Annotated in this window: 20 protein-coding genes; 5 read left to right on the top strand and 15 right to left on the bottom strand. The window is 57.5% G+C overall.

From position 1 onward, the window contains the following. Nucleotides 1–34: 34 nt before the first annotated feature. The 15 genes from TAM4_RS02725 to TAM4_RS02795 form a co-directional block, all read right to left on the bottom strand. On the bottom strand, nt 35–1,609 hold the full coding sequence (locus TAM4_RS02725; RefSeq protein ID WP_014121706.1) for a proton-conducting transporter membrane subunit: 1,575 nt from the start codon (nt 1,607–1,609) through the stop codon (nt 35–37). A gap of 9 nt (nt 1,610–1,618) precedes the next feature. Continuing rightward, nucleotides 1,619–2,116, bottom strand: coding sequence for a Na+/H+ antiporter subunit E (locus TAM4_RS02730; RefSeq protein WP_014121707.1), 498 nt, complete (start codon nt 2,114–2,116; stop codon nt 1,619–1,621). Then, the gene (locus TAM4_RS02735) at nt 2,113–2,499 is read right to left on the bottom strand and encodes a sodium:proton antiporter (protein ID WP_014121708.1); all 387 of its coding nucleotides are present in this window, start codon (nt 2,497–2,499) and stop codon (nt 2,113–2,115) included. The genes TAM4_RS02730 and TAM4_RS02735 overlap by 4 nt, the downstream gene beginning before the upstream one ends. Further along, nucleotides 2,492–3,259, bottom strand: a complete 768-nt coding sequence (locus TAM4_RS02740) for a Na(+)/H(+) antiporter subunit B (protein ID WP_014121709.1) — start codon at nt 3,257–3,259, stop codon at nt 2,492–2,494. Before TAM4_RS02740 ends, TAM4_RS02735 begins: the two co-directional genes overlap by 8 nt. Next, nucleotides 3,256–3,513, bottom strand: coding sequence for a hydrogenase subunit MbhD domain-containing protein (locus TAM4_RS02745; protein ID WP_014121710.1), 258 nt, complete (start codon nt 3,511–3,513; stop codon nt 3,256–3,258). Before TAM4_RS02745 ends, TAM4_RS02740 begins: the two co-directional genes overlap by 4 nt. Then, nucleotides 3,510–3,968 (bottom strand): monovalent cation/H(+) antiporter subunit G, encoded by a 459-nt coding sequence (gene mnhG, locus TAM4_RS02750; protein WP_014121711.1) that lies wholly within the window; start codon nt 3,966–3,968, stop codon nt 3,510–3,512. Before mnhG ends, TAM4_RS02745 begins: the two co-directional genes overlap by 4 nt. Continuing rightward, the gene (locus TAM4_RS02755) at nt 3,965–4,249 is read right to left on the bottom strand and encodes a monovalent cation/H+ antiporter complex subunit F (protein ID WP_014121712.1); all 285 of its coding nucleotides are present in this window, start codon (nt 4,247–4,249) and stop codon (nt 3,965–3,967) included. The genes mnhG and TAM4_RS02755 overlap by 4 nt, the downstream gene beginning before the upstream one ends. Then, complete coding sequence (locus TAM4_RS02760; protein WP_014121713.1) at nt 4,246–6,135, bottom strand: complex I subunit 5 family protein; 1,890 nt, start codon at nt 6,133–6,135, stop codon at nt 4,246–4,248. The genes TAM4_RS02755 and TAM4_RS02760 overlap by 4 nt, the downstream gene beginning before the upstream one ends. Next, nucleotides 6,132–7,616: a hydrogenase 4 subunit D gene (locus TAM4_RS02765; protein ID WP_014121714.1), complete on the bottom strand. Its 1,485-nt coding sequence runs from the start codon at nt 7,614–7,616 to the stop codon at nt 6,132–6,134. Before TAM4_RS02765 ends, TAM4_RS02760 begins: the two co-directional genes overlap by 4 nt. 118 nt (nt 7,617–7,734) lie before the next feature. Further along, complete coding sequence (locus TAM4_RS02770) at nt 7,735–8,655, bottom strand: polyprenyl synthetase family protein (protein ID WP_014121715.1); 921 nt, start codon at nt 8,653–8,655, stop codon at nt 7,735–7,737. Next, the gene (locus tag TAM4_RS02775) at nt 8,627–9,628 is read right to left on the bottom strand and encodes a hypothetical protein (RefSeq protein WP_014121716.1); all 1,002 of its coding nucleotides are present in this window, start codon (nt 9,626–9,628) and stop codon (nt 8,627–8,629) included. Before TAM4_RS02775 ends, TAM4_RS02770 begins: the two co-directional genes overlap by 29 nt. Nucleotides 9,629–9,631: 3 nt before the next feature. Beyond that, nucleotides 9,632–9,961, bottom strand: a complete 330-nt coding sequence (locus tag TAM4_RS02780) for a hypothetical protein (protein WP_014121717.1) — start codon at nt 9,959–9,961, stop codon at nt 9,632–9,634. After that, on the bottom strand, nt 9,948–10,844 hold the full coding sequence (hemH, locus tag TAM4_RS02785) for a ferrochelatase (protein WP_014121718.1): 897 nt from the start codon (nt 10,842–10,844) through the stop codon (nt 9,948–9,950). The genes TAM4_RS02780 and hemH overlap by 14 nt, the downstream gene beginning before the upstream one ends. A 29-nt stretch (nt 10,845–10,873) precedes the next feature. Next, on the bottom strand, nt 10,874–11,293 hold the full coding sequence (locus TAM4_RS02790) for a DUF1641 domain-containing protein (protein ID WP_014121719.1): 420 nt from the start codon (nt 11,291–11,293) through the stop codon (nt 10,874–10,876). Between the two features lie 10 nt (nt 11,294–11,303). After that, nucleotides 11,304–12,452, bottom strand: coding sequence for an NAD(P)/FAD-dependent oxidoreductase (locus TAM4_RS02795; protein ID WP_014121720.1), 1,149 nt, complete (start codon nt 12,450–12,452; stop codon nt 11,304–11,306). 144 nt (nt 12,453–12,596) lie between these two features. Between TAM4_RS02795 and TAM4_RS02800 the strand changes: the two genes are divergently transcribed. The 5 genes from TAM4_RS02800 to TAM4_RS02820 all read left to right on the top strand — a co-directional run bounded on the left by TAM4_RS02800 (nt 12,597) and on the right by TAM4_RS02820 (nt 17,807). Next, the gene (locus tag TAM4_RS02800) at nt 12,597–12,800 is read left to right on the top strand and encodes a hypothetical protein (protein ID WP_014121721.1); all 204 of its coding nucleotides are present in this window, start codon (nt 12,597–12,599) and stop codon (nt 12,798–12,800) included. A 117-nt stretch (nt 12,801–12,917) separates the two neighbouring features. Then, on the top strand, nt 12,918–14,441 hold the full coding sequence (locus tag TAM4_RS02805; RefSeq protein ID WP_014121722.1) for a cytochrome ubiquinol oxidase subunit I: 1,524 nt from the start codon (nt 12,918–12,920) through the stop codon (nt 14,439–14,441). After that, complete coding sequence (cydB, locus tag TAM4_RS02810; RefSeq protein ID WP_014121723.1) at nt 14,441–15,436, top strand: cytochrome d ubiquinol oxidase subunit II; 996 nt, start codon at nt 14,441–14,443, stop codon at nt 15,434–15,436. Before TAM4_RS02805 ends, cydB begins: the two co-directional genes overlap by 1 nt. Before the next feature lie 99 nt (nt 15,437–15,535). Further along, entirely contained in the window at nt 15,536–16,738 is a 1,203-nt protein-coding gene (locus TAM4_RS02815; RefSeq protein ID WP_014121724.1) for a TIGR04053 family radical SAM/SPASM domain-containing protein, read from the top strand. Between the two features lie 10 nt (nt 16,739–16,748). Beyond that, nucleotides 16,749–17,807 carry an ABC transporter substrate-binding protein gene (locus tag TAM4_RS02820; RefSeq protein WP_014121725.1) on the top strand — a complete coding sequence of 353 codons (1,059 nt, stop codon included), beginning with the start codon at nt 16,749–16,751 and terminating at the stop codon, nt 17,805–17,807. Nucleotides 17,808–17,825: the final 18 nt, after the last annotated feature.

A 17,825-nucleotide genomic window follows, 5' to 3' on the forward strand; every position in this document is an offset into this window, starting at 1 on the left:
CCGATAAGGGATTAGGAAAAAGGGCGTAAAAATGTTAGCCGAGGGCGGAGAAAGTGGCTTCGGCCAGCCTCTTCACCGCGTCAACGTAACCCTGCCAGTCCATCGCATGAACGGCCGCTGGGTGGAAGAACCTGTCGATTATCACCGGGGCGAAGAGTCCGAAAAGGACAACGAGGATTCCAAGGACTAAGTTGACGGCCACGAAGAGCGGGATCTCGTGCCTCTCCGGTTCTTCATGTTCTCCGTGCTCATGATGCCCCTCGACCGGCTTTCCGCGCCAGAGGGTTATGAAGAGCCCGAAGTAGGCCCACGCGGCTATGGCGCTCGTTATTATCACGACGGAAGCCACGAGCGGGCTCACCTGGAGGAGGGCATTGAAAATCAGCATCTTGCTGAAGAAGACGTTAAGCGGGGGAACGCCGACGAGGCTGAGCGTCGCCAGGCCGAAGAGGAAAGTATTGATGGGCATCTCCCTGCCGACCCCAGCTAAGTCCTCGACCTTCACCGTTCCCCTGCGGTAGATGAAGGCTCCAACCGTGAAGAACAGGAGGGTCTTCGCTATCGCGTGGTTGACGATGTGGAAGTCGATTGCCATCAGCGCGAGCTGGGTTCCGACGCCGAGGGTCATGAAGAGGTAGCCCATGTGGAGTATCGTGGAATAGGCAATCAGCCTCTTGACGTTCTTCTGGACGAGCATCATAATCGAGCCGAGGAACGCTGTTGCTGTTCCGAGGACGAGGAAGACGAGCGAGAGGATTCTCCAGAAGGGGAGCCCGTGGAAGAGCGTGTAGGTGTAGCGCGCGAGCAGGTAGATTCCGACGACCTCGACGAAACTGCTGAGTATCGCTCCAACGGGAATCGGTGCGCCTGAGTAGGCGCTCGGAAGCCAGTAGTGGCCGGGGAAGATTGCGCTCTTGACTATGACCATAGCCAAAGTCAGCGCGAAGAAGATGACCAAAGCGAGAGTTGGCTCGCCGAAAAGCTTCGTCGTTACCGGGAAGGAAACCCCGTGGAACTTGGCGCTTAGGTCGGCCATGTTGAGGGTTCCGAAAGATGCGTAGATGAAGCCGAGAGCCAAGAAGTAGAGGCTCGTCGCGACGGCCCCGCTGATGCCGTACTTGAAGGCCCCTTCAACGGCCTCGCTCCTGTTGCGGTAGAAGCCGACTATCGCGTAGGCGCTCGCGCCGATGACCTCGAGCATGACGAAGGTGTTGAAGGCATCACCCGTCATGAAGGCCCCGAGCGTTCCGGCCTCAAGTCCGAGGAGGAAGGTGTAGTAGAACTCGAGGCCGTGCGTCCTTATGAACTTGGCAGAGTAGATTCCCGCGAGGAGGAAGCCGAACGTGGCCGTTAAAACGAGCGTCGCCGAGAGCTTATCCACTTCAAAGACTATGCCAATGGGCGCTATCCAGTTACCGAAGGCGTAGACGAGGGGTTCATTGCTCGAATAGGCCCTATCGAACAGCCAGATTCCAGCGAGGAACGTAACGGTGAGGGCGGTGAGCGAGTAGGCTATTACAATCCCTCTCCTCCTGCCGGTCATGAAGGCCACGAAGGGCAGGAAGAAGGCGAAGCCGAGCGGAATTACCGGAACGAGTCCAACCTGCATGCTATCACCTCAGTCGAAGATTTTCCTCGCGTAGTCCTCGAAATAAGCGACGATGTTCTCTTTCACTTCCTTCTCGTCGAGCGTGGAAACGTCAATCCAGTGGACGTACAGCCACTTTCCGTCGTCGCTTATGTCCACCACAACCGTTCCGGGTGTGTTGGTTATCGAGTTTGCAACGAGGACCTTTCCGTAGTCGCTCTCGACGTCGAGGGGAATTCGCACTATGCCGGGGTTGGCCTTGAGCGTAAAGACCCTCTTTGCCACGTCGATGTGCGTCTTGGTTTCCTCGATGAAGAAGTATCGGAGGGCGTAAATGAGGGCATAGAACCACCTCCTCGGCGAGAAGAACTTGAGCTCGTTCTCCACCAGCCAGTGGCCGACGATGAAGGAAACTATGAGCGCGACTATCGAGCCCGTTATCATGTCGTACTCCGTGGCCGAGCCAGTGTAGAACAGGTACGTTGCCAGGACTATAAAGAACGTCGCCGGTGAAAACCTGAGCCTCATTCGTCCTCACCCCCCATTATCTCGGCCATGTCCCTCGCATCAACCGTCCCGTGGAGGCGGTAGAACTGTATCGCGTAGGTAGCCAGCAGTATGTTCATGGCCATTCCGATGACTATCGCCGTCAGAACCAAAGCTTGAGGAACCGGGTCGACGGCCCTGCTCAGGAACTCCTCAAAGGTTATGTGCTTCTCGTAAATCGGCGGGAAGACGGGGAAGACGAGGCGGTAGCCGATTAAGATGAAGAGCATGTTTATGGCATCTCCCATGACGTTGAGCATGATGATTTTCTTAATCAGGTTGGAGCGAGTGGCAACTCCGTAGATTCCGAGGAGTATCATGCCGAAGAGCGTCAGCGTGATGTAGGCGAGGAGGAAGCTAATCATCGACCTCACCCCTGAGGACGGTCTTGAATATCCACTCAGAGACGCCGAGCACGAGGAACACCGTCAGGAAGCCGAAGGTCACCGCTGTATACTCGCCCACGTCGAGGTTGAAGAGGCCGGTTTCTCCGGGCAGGAGGTTTATCTCAAGGACTTTGCCGCCGTAGAGGAAAACTGGAGCGAGCACCGTGGCGAGGATTAAGGCCAGGCCGAGGGCATAAGCTGAAATCGTGTGCCTCAGGTTGAGGCCCTTTCTCTCAAGGGTGAACTTCGAAAACACCGCGAAGAGCAGGAGGGAAGCAACTGCCATCGCCGAACCGCCCTGGAAGCCACCGCCCGGCGTCAGGTGCCCGTGGAGCGCTATCGAGGCGGAGATGGCGATTATCATTATCACGACGAGCTTGGTAGTTGACCTCGTGATTAGATCCATGTGCCTGTGCGGTTCCCTCGCCTCGAGCTCCCTTACAATCTTCTCCTGCTCGTCGGTGAGCCTGAGCACGCTGAAGGCCCCCATTATGGCGAGGAAGAAGACGAAGGTCTCGAAGAGCGTATCGAAGCCACGGTAGTTCCAGACTATGGCCGTAACGACTTCGGGGCTGTGGCTCGTGAGGCCTTCGTGGGCGAATGCATGGCTGAGATAGAACTCACCCAGGGGCCTTAGCTCCTCTCCCCCGAGACCAAGGACGTTAACGTAAACTAATGCATAGGCTATGAACAGGAACGCGAGCAGGAAGGAAACCGCGACGATAACGTCCCTCTTCATTCTCCCACCTCGTAGCGCTCCGTTTTGCTTATGGCGAGGATTACGAGGGCTGTGTAGGCCCCAACCGCTATGGCGAGGTAGGCAAGGACTATGTCAGGGGCGGCCAAGATGTAGAAGCCGAGGGCGAAGAACGTTGACTGGACGGAGCTTAAAGCGAGGGCCTTGAGCAGGTCGTGCTCTTTCATGGCCAAGTAGCTGAAGACGAAGCCAAATGAGACGACTATCGCGAGGATCAGCAGGTGAAGCTCGATCATCTCGCCAGCCTCCTGAAGGTGAACTTGGGTTCTTCCTCCTCACCGGGCAGCTCTTCGTGCTCGCGGACGAGCTCCGCAACGTCCTCTCTCGTTGGTAGGTCTTCCTCGAGCTGGTCAACCACCAGAGGAGGCTTCTTCCCGACCCTTCCGAAGTAGACAGCGGAGACTATCGAGTGCGTTCCGGTCGGCGCTATCAGGAGGATTAGAACGCCGACGGTGAAGGCTATTCCGGCCATGAAGAACCTCTGGGCCCCGAGGGGGTGGTAGACGAGCGCCACCAGGCCGGCACCGAAGACAGGCAATGCGGCGCCTCCGACGGTTCCAACTGTCGCGGCGTGGGTTCTCATGTAGAAGTCTTTGAACCTGAGCAGACCTATCGCCGCTATGAGGTCATAGATGGCCCCGAGGAGTATTGCAATTGAGCCGATGACGAAGATTACGTCCTCGATAATCATACCTCCACCTCCCCGTAGAGGACGTACTTGGTGTAGTAGATGTCCAGCATGAAGGCCCAGAGGGTGAGGATTATCGCGCCGCTCGCCAGCATGATGGACTTGAAGTATATTCCTAATATTACCATAAACGCCGCCATATCGAATGACAGGCAGTCAACGGCGAGGATTATGTCGGCCGTCGTCGGCCCCTTAATCGCGCGGATTCCGTAGAGCACGAACGCGAGGGTGTAGATGACGGCGGCAAAGTAGAGGACCTCGTTGAAGACGACCTCAAAGTTCATGCGAACACCCCCAGGAGGACTATCAAAATCGCCATCGCAATCGCAAAGCCACTTATGAGAGAGTTCATGTCGAGGTTCCTCGCCTTGCCCCAGCGGGCCAGCCTCTCGACGGCCCTTATGAGCGGCATGAACATGGCCTCGTCAAGGTGCCTTACCGGGTAGTCGAGCGCGTCGTCGTAGTCCTTGATGAGCGGAACCTCGTGCTTGGGAACCACCTTGATAACAGGCAGGACGTGATGGAGGTAGAAGTTCTTTCCGGCTGTGAGTATGTACTCCGAAGTGTACCTCAGTATGTCGCCCATGTTGTAGAAGATCAGGAGCAGCTCGCTTGCCCTGTCCGTTGGCATTCTCCCTATCTTCCACCCGGCGATCGCCACGCCAGCGAGGAGGAGCAGCGAAAGGACGGCGCTCGGATGGGCAAAGAACAGCTCGGCCGGGGTGTTGGGGAGGGGAACCTCCAGCTCTTTAAGGGATCTCGTGAGCCAGGGGAAGATGACCACAGGAAGCACGGCCACGACCACGCTCGTCAGGGCAACGAAGCCCGTAACCGTCCTTATCGGGAACGGTATCTCCTCCCTCTCCACCTCCCTCTTGCAGAGGAGCCTGTTTATCCTCCTGACCTGGATTATCGAGGCGAGGGGGAATATTCCAAGGAACGCAACGGCTAAAGCCATCAGCCAGAGGAGAACATCATGGCTTCCCATCGAAGCCGTGTAGATCAGCCATTTGCTCACGAAGGCCGAGAGGGGCGGAACCGCCGCCATCGAGAAGACCGAGAGGGTGATGAGGAGCGCCACGACGTGACCGCGGAGGAGCTTCCTGAGGGAGCAGATGTTCGGCTCCTCTCCGTAGTGCTCTATCGCCCCGAGGCCGAAGAAAGTTGAGCTCTTGTAGAGGACCTGGTAGAGAACGTGGAGGAGTGCGCCGATTAGAGCGACGGTCCCGAGCAAACTTCCTTTGAGGACGAGCGCGCTCCCGAGGGCGAAGTAGGCTATCCCGACGTCCATGACGCTGTGGTAGGCGAACTTGCGCTTGAGCCTGATCTCCCTAAAGGAATAGAGCGTTGCGAAGGCGGTAACGATCCCGAGGAAGGCCAGAGCGTAGCCGAAGGTTGGGCCGGCGGGGAGGACGAAGAAGGAAACCCTCATGAGGATGTAAAGGCCGAGGGCTTCGCCGAGGAGGAAAACCGGCACGAAGGGACTCGGAAGCGAGCGGTAGACCCTCGGAACCCAGACGTGGAAGGGGAACGCCCCGCTCCTGACGAGGGAAGCCGAGAGGAAGAGGACGAGGAGAAACGCCGGACTGACCGCGAGGTTTCCAAGGTTCTCGCGGAGGCCGTGGAAGGTCAGGTGGTGCAGATCACCAACGGCGCCGTAGGCCAAGCCGGTCGCTATGAGGAGGGGGATCATGCCGAAGACCTGGGTGAGGACGAGGTAGCGCCATGTGGCCTTTCTTGAGCCCCTCGTTTCGGATGCTAACACCATCACCGCCGTGAAGACCGCGAAGAGCTCGTAAAAGAGCGTGAGCCTCTCGATGTTGTCGGTTACGAGGAGGAGAAGCCCCGAGAGCAGGGCGAGGTTGGTTGCCATCGTGAGGTATCTGGCGTCACCCTTGACCTCGTAGGAGGGCAGGTAGAGCGAGAGGGCGAGCGTTATGAAGGCGAAGACGAGGAGGAAAAGGGACGAGAGGGAATCGATCTTGACGCTCGTCGGCAGGAAAGGAAGTATCTCCCCGGAGAGGCCCCTGAGGCCCTCGATTGAGGTCCCGAACATTGCGAGTGAAGCCAGGAACGTGAAGGCGTAGGCTGCCCTTCTCCCGGTGAAGAGGCCGACGAGTGAGGCAATGAAGAGCAGTCCGAGGGCCAGCTCTAGGAGGTAGAGGCTCATGGTATCACCCCGTAGCCGATCTCCTCAACGAGCGGGTAGGCGAGGTAAGCAGAGACCAGCGTCAGGACGATGAGAATCAAGAGCGACGCGGTTATTATCGGGTGCGTTGAGGCCCTGATCGCTATCGGCCTGCCGAAGACGTTCTTGGTAATCCACTTGAGGCCGACCCAGAGGAAGACTACCGAATCCGCGAGGAGCATCACTATCGGAAGCCATGCCAAAGCGGAAACCCTGACGAGGCTCAGGTTGGTTATCAGCTCGGCCTTGCTGAAGGCTATTCCCATCGGGGGAAGGCCGGCCAATCCAAGAAGTGCCACCGTCCACGCGAGGCCGTTTATTGGCAGAACCTCCCTGAGCCCGCTTATCTGCCTCAGGTCGAGGGTGCCGAGGGAGTAGGTGAAGCTTCCCGCGGTGAGAAACGCCAGGCCCTTGACGAAGGCGTGAGTAGTCAGCTGGAACATCGCCGCTTTCAATCCAACGTCGAAGCCTGGAGCTTTGCCCGTGAGGCCGAGGACGGCGTAGGTTAGGCCGGCGAACATTATTCCCGCCTCGGCAACCGTTGAGTAAGCTAAAAGCCTTTTCGCGTCCTTCTGGACCGGGTAGTTGAGTATCGGAATGAGGAGCGTGAGGGAGACCATTATTGCCATGAAGTAGAAGACCCAGACCGGGAGGGGCCCGATAAACTGGATAACCCTCGCGACGAGGTAAACGCCCATCTCAACCATTGCCGCGCCGTGTAGGAAGGCAGAGGCTGGAGTTGGGGCCTCCATAGCATCGGGAATCCACGAGTAGGTCGGGAACTGGGCGCTCTTGGTGTAGCCCGCTATGAGCAAAGCTAAGAACAGCCAGGGCTTTATATCGGGCGAGACCTTCGAGAGCGAGAACAGGCTCAAATCGTGGAGCTGGGTGAGGCCGATGTAGATTGCCGTGTAGAAGCCTATCATCGCCCCAACGTTCGGGATTATGAAGGCCTTGAAGCCGGCCCTCCTCGCTTCCCTGGTGTTGTAGAAGCTCACGACGCCCCAACATGCAAGTCCCATCAGCTCGAAGAAGATGAGCAGGCCGAGGAAGGTGGAGGAGTATATAAAGCCGAGGGTGGCCCCTTCAAAGAGCGTCATCCAGGCGTAGAAAAGCCCCCTGCCCTTTCCGCCCGGGTGGCCGACGTTCCTCTCGCTCATGTACTCGACGCCGTAGAACATGAATATGAAGCCGGCAACCGCAACAACGGTGCCTATCAAAACGCTCATGGGGTCGATTATAATGCCGTAAACCTCGCCGAACTGGGCGCTCTTGAGGTAGGTGATGTGGATGAGCTCCTCGTGGCCCCTCAGGTAAAGGAACGCAACGCCGAGCTGTGCCAGCATCGCCGTTATAAAAGATGCGAGCATTAGAACGTCCGCTTTTCTCTCGTCGAGCCTGAACAGGATTAACCCACCGATGAGCGGGACTGTGAACGCTAACGTCGCGAGAAGGCCTATCATGGTTCCCCCTCCACACCGGCCAAAATCCATTAGGTTTGTCTAACAAACCCTTTTAAAGTTTTTCGTTTATCCCCGAAAGGCATTTAGCCAAATGCCCATTTCCGTGAAACCTGATAGGCTAACCGCCCTGAACGTTGATCTTTTCGAAGATCCCCTCGAAATAGTCCGAGACGAGGTTCATGACGTCGCTCCCATCAAAGGGCAGGCCATCAACGAGCCCGAGGGCCTCTTCCACGTAACCCCTCGCCCTCGCAAGGGACTCCTCGAAGACTCCGGCCTTGCTCATCCTCTCGAAGAGCTCGAGCAGGTCATCCTCCTTTGGATTCTTCAGGATTCTCTCGACGAGGGAGGAGCCGTAGCGCTCCGTGTAGAGGATTAGCGGGAGGGTCGTTTTTCCGTTGAGCAGGTCCTTGAAGCGGTCCTTTCCCGTTCCCGGGAAGTAGTCGAGGACATCGTCCACTATCTGAAACGCCCTCCCCACGAGCGTTCCGGCCCTATCGAGCTCTTCCCAGTATGTCTTCCCGTGGTAATAGGCGGGAAGCGCAAAGGAGGCACCGAAGAGCCGTCCGGTTTTCCCATCTATTATCCTGTAATAAGTTTCAAGGTCGAGGTGGACGCTCCCGCGCACTGCCTCCTGGAGGATTTCGGCCTTCACCATGTCCTCGACGACCTTCGCAACGTAGTCCACCATCTCGACCTTCTTACCCGCTATAATCCTCAGCGCGCGGACAAAGAGGAAATCACCGCTGAGAACAGCTAACTCAGGCCCCCAGCGCATGACGACGGTGGGGTTGTTCCTCCTCTTTTCCGCCAAGTCGATGACGTCGTCGTGAACTAAACTGGCGGTGTGGATCAGCTCTATCGCGGAGGCGAGGTCGAGGGCATCTTTTTCCTCAAGTCCGAGGCCTTTGGCAACCGCCAGGGTTATTCTCGGCCTTATTCTCTTTCCCCCGCTCCGGATTATGTACTCCCCGATTTTCTTGGCGAGTTCGACGCTGCCTTCAAGGGCCTCAACGAGCCTCTCGTCCAGCGATTCCATCGATGACACCTCCGAACCTGATTCCGAAGGCAACTCCTATGAGACCAAGGAGCAGGGAGATCCCCACGTGAAAGGCCGTTGAACCGAGTGCCAGCCCCTCGATGAGGACGAAAAGGCCCAGAAGCCTGATGTCGCGGAGCTTTGAATACGTCTCGGCCGAAAGCGCGTGGAAGGCGGTGAATATGGCCGCGTCGAGGAAGGCCCAGTAGATCGGTCCCGTGAAGGAAACCGGTAGCTGCATTATGAAGTTCGTCGCCACGAAGGTGCCGATGGAGAGGAGGATGTACTGGCCGATGCCGAGCCCGAGGCCGAGGGAAAGGCCGTCCCTGTTCCGGGAGAAGTAGAACTTAACTGCCTCGACAGTTATCGCGGTTGTAAAGGCCGTGAACAGGGCGCGCGCAACCGTTGAGTATGCCACGATGAGGGAGATTATCCCGTAGAAGGGGATTATAACCGAGAGGCCGAGCGCAATTCCAGCACCGAGGACGAGGTCCGGAATTGAGGGCTTCCTGATGAGGTAAAACGCCCCCAGAACGAGCAGAGAGCCGATAATCATCGCGACCATTCCGGCCGGGTTCGGCTTTGCCCTCACCCCGAGGCCGATTCCAACGAGCTCGCCGTTTTCATACGTCAGGGCAACCGGAAAGCTTCCTTTCTCGGCTCTGACCTCGTATTCCAGCTTCACCATGTCCCCTTCACGACTCTCGTTGACGAAGCTGAAGGACAGCAACTTTCCGTAGTTGGTAAGGGTGAACTCCCTCAGCTGGGCGAACTCCCTTTCCCCGAGTTCCTTCTTGAGCCTCTCGCTCATGTATGGCTCTATTAGGGAGTAGTTGCCGGTGTTCATGGCCTTTATGAAGTCCTCCATGAAGGCGTTTCCCTTCTCGGTGAACTCGTCGGCAAGAACTGACGGCTGAAGGAGCAGAATAACCGCGAGGAGCAGGGCGATGGAGGTTAGTCTTCTCATCTTCATCCCTCACACAGCTGGGGATATGGCCTTAATGAGCTTTTTGGCCAGTCCCTCGATGCCGGGAATCCTGTAGGTTTCTCCCCTCAGCATCTTCCACATCCCGAAGGCCGCGTAGACGTACCAGAGGGCCAAGACGTAGAGCGACCAGCCGAACTCGGGGTAGCCGGGGTACATGTGCCAGGCCCCCATGAAGGCAATCCAGAAGAAAAAGCCCACCACGCTGGAGTAGGCCGCGTGGGTCTTCGTTAGCTCGTCAGTATCTTTCATGAGGAGCAGGGGAATTCCCCCGACAAAGCCGAAGACGTAGGCTATGAAAGCGTCGCTAAGCCTTCCCATCTTCCCACCTCCTAAGCTCCTGGACTATCGCCGAGATGAGGTAATCGTGCCTGTGGTCGAGCTTCGCCCGGTAAAACCTAAGCCCGAGCTTTTCAGCAAATTCCCGGTATTCAACGTCGAGCTCGTAAAGCGTCTCGACGTTCTCAACGAGGAAGCTGAGCGGGTAAACCAGAACCTCCTCGACGCCCTCCTCCTTAAGTCTCTCCAGGACCTCCGGAACCTCCGGCCCGAGCCAGTCGCCTTTGCCGAACCTGCTCTGGAAGGCCATTTCCCACTCGAGGTCAAAGGCCTTCATGACCCTCTTAGCCAGCTCGGTGTGGCTTTTCAGGTAGGGGTCGCCCCTCTCGATGACCTTCCTCGGCAGGCTGTGGACGCTCAGGACGACGTAGGGGTTCTCAAAACCGCTCTCAGCTAAGCCCTTCTCGATGTTGTGCCTGACCCAGGCGATGAACCTCTCGTTGCCCCACCACTCCCTGACGTAGGGCCTATCGCCGAAGAGCTCCCTGACCTTGAGCAGGCACCTTTCGGTCGTCGAGCTGGAGTATACGTGGTAGAGGGGGAAGACAAGGTCGAAGCCGTCGCTCAGCTCCTCGAGGAGGGGTTTAGAATAGCACATGCCGAGCGCCATCTCGTGACCGGTTCTCTCGCCTACCAGTTCGGCTATCTCGCGCATGTAATCCACGAGGGGGCTTTTCCCGCCCATAACCGCGTAGTGGCCCCTAACTGCCCGGGCGCGGGCCTTGGCTATGCCCCGGATTATCGCCTTTGCCCCGGGCACGTCGAGGCCAATATCCCTTCTCACGTCGTAGAGAAAGCGGAATATGAAGTCCTCAACTTCATCGGGCGTCGTCGGTGCCCCCATGTATGTGAAGAGAACCCTCAAGGTTTCACCTCCGAAAAGAAAGGAAAGAATTACTTCTCGTTCAACGCCGCTCCGAGGTTCTTGGCCAGAGTTAGTAGGAAGCCGAGACCCTTCTGAACGTCCTCGTCGCGGAGGTAGCCGAGAGCGGCTGTCATTCCGACCTTCGGAACCTCCTTGGGGTTGGTCTCCGCGAGGGCCTTGAGCAGCGCTTTGACGAGTTCCTCCGTGTTCCAGCTGAGCTTTCTGACGTCCTCAACCTCGAGCTCCCTGACCGGTTTGAGGGCAGAATTCCCTATCGCGGTGAGCCTCAGTATCGCCTTCTCCTCGGCTATGGTCTCAAGCAACTTATCACCGTTCTCTGTCATGGCCCTGAGGATTCCGAGTGTTCCGCTCTTCTTCAAAGCCACGGCAACCTCAACCAGCTCCTTAACGGCGGCAATCTCTTCGGGGGTGAAATTGAGCTCGCTCATCTTCCTCACCTCACAGCCTCAAACTGTCGAGCCAGCCCCTGTAGAAGGAGTCCTTCATCATCCTGACCAGCGGGCTCTTGAAGAGCAGGTAGCACTCGCGCCTGTACTTGCTTCCGGTCCACTCGTACTCACAGTTGCCGACGAAGCCGGTGTTGTAGCCGTGGCCGACGCACATCGTCGGGGCGTACTCCGCGACCGGGAACCCGCCGTGTATCTGGTGGAGTATGCTCGTCGCGGAAACTATCGAGGCGTTGTGGAGCGGAACGCCCGCTGTCAAGAGTCCAAGCGGTGGCATGCTCGCTTCGCTGACGACGTAGACCTCATCGTAGCCGGGGTAGCGGAAGTCCGGTCCCTTAACCTTGGCCCAGCGCGGGTCCTTCTCGTCGGCCATGAAGGCCATGACGTCGGGAATCGCTATGGGTGGCACTTTGATTAGGAGGTCGTACTCAACCTCGGCGTTCTTGGTGATGACCTTGTTCGGCGTTATCTCAACGTGCCCCTCGTTCCTGATGAAGTTCACCCTCGCCTTCTCCATTTCCCTCTTGAAGAACCTGACGAGGTCCGGACCGAGTCCGATGGCCGGCTCCTTGTCCGGGTGAACGACGGTAATCTCGACGTCGTCAATTCCGCGGTGCTCAAAGTACATCCTGAGGTTGAGGCCCATCTCGTATGGATAGATGCCACAGCGGTGCGGTGCCTCGGGGGTGTAGATGACTATTCTCTTCCCCTTGAACTCGTAGAGGGCCTTTCTCAGCTCAAGGGCCCCTTCAAGGGTGAAGTTGTGGTAGCCGTGCTCGGCCAGTCCCTTGTACTTGTCCCAGACGTACTTGACGCCGAGGCCGAGGACGAGGTAGTCGTAGTCGTAAACCTTTCCTCCCTCTGTCTTTACCTGTCTGTTATCGAGGTCAATCTCGGTAACCCTATCGATGTCAACCTTGAAGCCGTAGACCTTCTCGGCGTTCTTTATCGGCGCCCAGGTCTCGTGCCCCTCGGCGGAACCGAGCGCAACCTCCATGAAGAGCGGTGGCATGTAGTGCCTCTCGCTCGCGGTCACCATCGTTACGTCAACGTCAAGCTTGAGTCTGTCCGCTTCCGCCTTCAGATAGCGCGCCGCCACGAGACCGGCGGTGCCTCCTCCGAGAACCAAAACCCTGGCCATAAAAGTGCACCTCCGTGTAGTACCTCTGGTGGATATGGTGTGTGGGAGTATTTAACCCTTTCGATTTTCATACCTTAAAGGTTTGAGTCCCGGAGACGAAAACCCTTTAAGAAGAAGTTCCCAAATCATACTTCGGTGGTTCCCATGGCGGTGAAGGCTGAAACCGGAACTGAGGTGAAGGCGGGATTAACGGCGATAGTGCTTGCCCTGCTGTTCGTTTTGGTGGCGTTCCTGCTCCACAACGTCGTTTGGGTTGTTCCGGGGATGATTTTCGGCATAGGATTTCTCATCTGGGTTCTGGAGAAGAACGGACTGGGCTTTTTCACGAAGCCGAAAGCCGGCAGCTGATGTTTTTCGTTATTTTTAGTCAAACGTCGAAAACCAAAAGTTGCCAAGTCGAAAACGTTATAAGTTTGGACATCGGTGTTTTCGATTTGAGGAGCAAACTTTGGGAGGTGAAATGGTATGGATCCCATACTGCTTTCAAGGATACAGTTTGCCCTGACCGCGGGCTACCATTGGATTTTCGTGCCCGCGAGCATAGGAATGGCCTTCATGGTCTTCCTGCTATGGACCATGGCAGCGATAACGAACGAGGAGCAGTGGCACAAGGCGGCGAAGTTCTTCAGCAAGTGGCTTGGGGTTTTCTTCGTCCTCGGTGTCCCCACTGGAATCGTCATGGAGTTCGAGTTCGGTGCTAACTGGGCCAACTACTCGGTCTTCGTCGGCTCGATCTTCGGGCCGCCGCTGATGCTTGAGGGTCTCTTCGCCTTCGCCCTCGAGTCGACGTTCCTCGGTGTGCTTCTCTTCGGTATGGACAGGCTCCCGAGGGCCATAACTTGGATTTCGTCGTTCTTCGTGTTCATCGGTTCGAGTCTCTCCGGCCTGTGGATTCTCATCGCCAACAGCTGGCAACAGACGCCGACAGCCTACATCATCAGGGACACGCCTCTTGGCCCCAGGGCCGAGCTGACCGACTTCATGAAGGCAGTTTTCAACCCTCTCCTGGTCAGCCAGTACACCCACACAATAAACTCCGCAATCCTCACCGGCGCCTACATAGTCGTCGCGGTCAGCGCCTACTACCTGCTCAAGAAGAGGCACGTCCAGGTCGCGAGGAGCGCGCTCGCCCTGGGCATAGTCGTTCTCGCGATAAGCTCTATAATCCAGCTCTATCCAACGGGCCACGAGGAGGGCATGGTCATAGCCAAGTACCAGCCCACGAAGCTCGCCGCAGACGAGGGCCTCTTCAAGACCGAGAAGGGTGCGCCCATGGTCATATTCGGAATAGTGGACGAGAAGAACCAGGAGGTTAAGGCTGCCATAGGAATTCCAAAGCTCCTCAGCTGGCTTGCCTTTGGCGACTGGAACGCTGAAGTTATGGGGCTCCACGACGCGGCCAGATACGTATGGTACGAGCAGGTTCTCAACAACCCGAACTTCGAGAACGAGAAGGTGAAGAAGCAGGTCATAGAGGGTATAATGAAGGCCCACGGCGTTGATCCCAACGCTCCAGACGCCAACGAGCAGATGGTGAAGGTCCTTGAAGATGCCGTGCCGGTTGCCTTCATGTTCTACGCCTACCGCGTCATGGTCGGCCTTGGAACGCTCTTCATACTGATCGGCCTCGTGGGCGTTCTGCTCCTCCTGCTCGGCAAGCTCTACGACGCCAGATGGTTCCTCAAGGTGCTCGTCGTGACGATACCGCTTCCGTGGCTCGCGGGCGAGGCGGGCTGGTTCACCCACGAGGTCGGCAGGATGCCATGGATGGTCTGGGGCCTCGTCACAACGAACACGGGTGTATCCTCCAACGTCTCGGCAACCCACGTGCTGATAACCCTCATAGGCTTCGTCGTGGTCTACAGCATACTGTTCTACATCTGGCTCCACTTCGTCAGGAAGCTCATCAGAGAGGGCCCCGAGCCGGTTGAGGGTGACCTCACCTCAAAGCCAACCCCTGCCGTTAGCGCCGCGGGAGGTGGTCAGTGATGGACTACGCGAGTGCCTGGTTTTACTTTTCCGCCTTCCTCCTTGGAATGTACCTAGCGTTTGACGGCTTCGACCTCGGCATAGGCGCGTTGCTCGCCCTGATCAAGGACCAGAGGGAGCGCGACATACTCGTGAACACCATCGCGCCGGTCTGGGACGGCAACGAGGTCTGGTTCATCACCTGGGGAGCCGGGCTCTTCGCGATGTGGCCGGCGCTCTACGCGACGCTCTTCAGCACGTTCTACCTCGCGGTCTGGCTGCTCGCGTTCCTGTTCATATTCAGGGCTGTCGGCTTTGAGTTCAGAAACAAGAACAAAGAGCTATGGGACAAGCTCTTCGCCCTCGTCAGCGCATTAATCCCGCTCGTCATCGGCGTCATCGTTGGCAACCTCATCATGGGAATCCCCATCGACGCCAAGGGCTTCCACGGCTCACTGCTGACGCTCTTCAGGCCGTACCCGCTCATAGTCGGCCTCTTCGTGCTCTTCGCGGTGACCTGGCACGGGGCCAATTGGGGCGTCTACAAGACCACAGGAAAGCTCCAGGAGAAGATGAGGGACTTTGCTTTCAAGGCCTGGCTCCTGACCGTCGTCTTCCTCCTGCTCACGGTCATCGGCATGAAGATCTGGGCCCCGCTGAGGTTCGAGAGGCTCATGACCCCACTCGGACTCTTCCTGACGGTCGTAATCCTCGTGGCAGGGCTGCTCGACGGCTACCTCATCAAGAAGGGCGAGGAGAAACTAACATTTTACATCAGCTGGCTGGCCTTCCCGCTCGTGGTGTTCCTCGTCTACTACACGATGTACCCCTACTGGGTCATCTCGACCACCGACCCGAACTTCAAGCTCAGCATACACGACCTCGCGGCATCTCCACTGACCCTCAAGGCCGTCCTGGGAATCTCGCTGATCCTGGCGGTCATCATCATGGCCTACACCCTCTACGTATACAGGGCCTTCGGCGGAAAGGTCACCGAGGCGGAGGGCTACTACTGAGTTCCCCTTTCCTTTTTCGATATTCGAACTTTTTTAGGGAAAAGTTTATAATTCGAGTCACCTAAGTTCCTTCTGGAAACCTAAAAAACGGTGGTCGAAATGCACAGAGGCAGATCTACCGGCTGGCCCTACGACCGGAAGCCGGTCCTCGTCTTCTGGGAGACGACGAAGGCCTGCCAGCTCAAGTGCAAGCACTGCAGAGCGGAGGCGATACTCCAGGCACTGCCGGGCGAGCTGAGTACCGAGGAGGGAAAGGCCCTCATCGATTCCCTCACCGACTTCGGAAGGCCCTACCCGATACTCATTCTCACCGGTGGCGACCCGCTCATGAGGAAGGACATCTTCGAGCTTATTGACTACGCTGTTGAGAAGGGCGTAAGGGTAGGCCTCGCCCCTGCCGTGACACCTCTCCTGACCGAGGAAACAATCGAGAGAATCGCGAGGAGCGGAGTTAAGGCGGTAAGCATAAGCCTCGACAGCCCGTTTCCAGATGTCCACGACGCAATCAGAGGCATAGAAGGGACGTGGGAGAAAACCGTCTGGGCCATCAAGGAGTTCCTGAAACACGGCCTAAGCGTTCAGGTGAACACGGTTGTGATGCGCGAGACCGTTGAGGGTTTGCCCGAGATGGTGAAGCTCCTCAAAGACCTCGGCGTCGAAATCTGGGAGGTCTTCTACCTCGTCCCGACCGGGAGGGGCAACTTCGAGAGCGATCTAAGGCCGGAGGAGTGGGAGGACGTCACGCACTTCCTTTACGAGGCCTCGAAGCACCTCCTCGTGAGGACCACCGAGGGCCCGATGTTCAGAAGGGTAGCGATAATGAGGAAAGCCCTTGAGGAGAGGGGACTCGACCCCGACGAGGTTCTCAAGCCAGGGGAACTCTACTTCCGGCTGAAGAAGAGGCTCGTTGAGCTTCTCGGCGGAGGTGGAGAGGCGAGGGCGCAGACGATGGGGACGCGCGACGGAAAGGGAATCGTTTTCATCGCCTACAACGGCAACGTCTACCCGAGCGGTTTCCTGCCCTTCAGCGTCGGCAACGTCCGCGAGAAAAGTTTGGTCGAGATTTACAGGGAGAGTGAACTTATGAAAAAGCTCCGCTCGGCCGAGTTCGAGGGGCGCTGTGGGAAGTGCGAGTTCAGGGAAATCTGCGGGGGAAGCCGGGCGAGGGCCTACGCCTATAGCTTAAACCCTCTCGCCGAAGACCCGGCCTGCCCGTACGAGCCCGGCTCATACCTCAGGCTCGCCGGCGAACTCGGGCTGAACCTTCCAATCGGAACCTTCGGAGGGCAAAAGCCGATTTGAGGTGGTGGAGATGAGGTGGAGCGGTCTAATCCTGTCGGTCGTTCTCCTCCTCGCGGTCGTTTCGGCCGGTTGCGTGGGCAACTCAACCGGAACCTCAAGCGAGGCAACGGCAAAGGAAGTAACCGTGAAGGACTTCTCGGGAAGGAGCGTCACGGTTAAAGTTCCGGTTCAGCGGGCGGTCGTTCTCTCGACTTCCGCCCTCGAAATAATCCAGCTCCTCAACGCGAGCGACCAGGTCGTCGGGATTCCCAAGGAAGCCCAGTACGACGCTTTACTGAGCGAAAGCCTGAAGAACAAGACCGTCGTCGGCGCGAGGCTCAAGATTACCGACTGGGAGAAGGTTTTAGCTCTGAAGCCCGACCTAATCATCGACCTCGACCTGAAGAAGTTCTACAACGTTGACGAGCTCCTCAACCGCTCCGCCAGCTACGGAATTCCGGTTGTTCTTCTGAGGGAGGATAACCTCGAGGACATACCCAGGGCCGTTTCGCTCCTCGGCGAGCTCTTCGGAAGGGAGAAAGAGGCCAAAGCCTTCGACAACTACTTCAACGAGCAGGTGAAGGGAGTTCAGGCCATAGCCTCAAAGGTTCCGGCCAACGAGAGGAAGAAGGTCGTAATGATACAGCCGATAATGGGCAAGCTCTACCTCGTCAACGGCAACGACGTCCTTGCTCAGGCCGTCAGGCTTGTGGGGGCGAACTACCTCGTGAACCTGACCTTCAACGGCTACACACCGGTTAGGGTCCCGATGGACGGGGAGAAGATAATAGCGAGCTACCGCGACGCCGACGTCGTAATCCTCCTCACGAGCGCAATAACGCCTTACGAGAAGGTCGAGAAGCTCAGGGAGGAGATGCTCAGCGATGAGGCCTGGAAGGGCATTAAGGCCGTCGGGGAGGGCAACGTAGTAATCCTCAGGGCGGACATGGGCAAGGACTCCTTCCTCCGCTGGAGCCCGCGCTTGGCAGTGGGAATCTGGGTCATTGGAAAGGCAATCTACCCGGACTACTACCCCGCCTGGAATGACAAGGCCAAGGACTTTCTGAAGAGGTTCTACGGCCTCTCCTGATTTTCCTTTTGGGGTGGG

It is taken from the genome of Thermococcus sp. AM4, assembly GCF_000151205.2.
Taxonomy (GTDB): Archaea; Methanobacteriota_B; Thermococci; order Thermococcales; family Thermococcaceae; genus Thermococcus.